This window comes from Vibrio sp. 1978 (genome assembly GCF_033344345.1).
This window is the reverse complement of sequence record NZ_JAWPOP010000660.1, coordinates 1-620: the sequence shown is the minus strand read 5'-3', so window position 1 is coordinate 620 and position 620 is coordinate 1. Positions and strand designations below refer to the sequence as shown.

Sequence of the window (620 nt, the reverse complement as noted above, 5' to 3'; positions counted from 1 at the left end):
TAATTAATAATTTAATGACTAGGTGCTCAAAGAATAAACGTGGTGAAAATCACAGCTTTTAAGTTGCTCTGACTTACTTTTGTGATCTTCATCTTTAAAGGATGATCCGAACTTAATCTTTAGCTAATATCTTTAGCTAACGAAATTAAGTAAAAGAACAGAATGGCTAAAAAAATCACCATGAGTGACATTGCGGCGGCGGCTGGCGTCTCTCAGTCGACCGTATCGCTGGTATTGAATGGCTCAACTTCCGTAAAAATCGCGGAAGCGACCAAACGTAAAGTGCTCGAAACCGCAGAATCACTTGGCTACAAAAACAAAAAGGTTGCCCATGCTTTGGGACGTCCTAAAAAGATCGCATTGGTGATCAACGGCTTAACCAGTTATGACCCATTTATCGATGCCATCAATGCAGCGAGAGAAGAAGCTTGGTCGAACGACTACATATTGGTGACCTTCAATTACAGCCATGATGAAGTGTTGGCAAGCAAGATTGAGTCGGAGATCAACGGCGGTGATTACGCAGGTTTGGTTTACGCATCCAGTATGACGCGAGAGTTGGAGCAGCAACGCGTCACAGCTTCCTTACCGCCTGTGCTGCTGAACTGCACCAACGAAGA

1 protein-coding gene is annotated in these 620 nt (G+C 43.9%); it reads left to right on the top strand.

What is annotated here, in order from left to right; genetic code table 11:
• Nucleotides 1–162: 162 nt before the first annotated feature.
• Nucleotides 163–620 (top strand): LacI family DNA-binding transcriptional regulator (locus tag R8N49_RS28400; protein WP_318190602.1); only part of this gene is annotated, 458 nt, incomplete at its 3' end.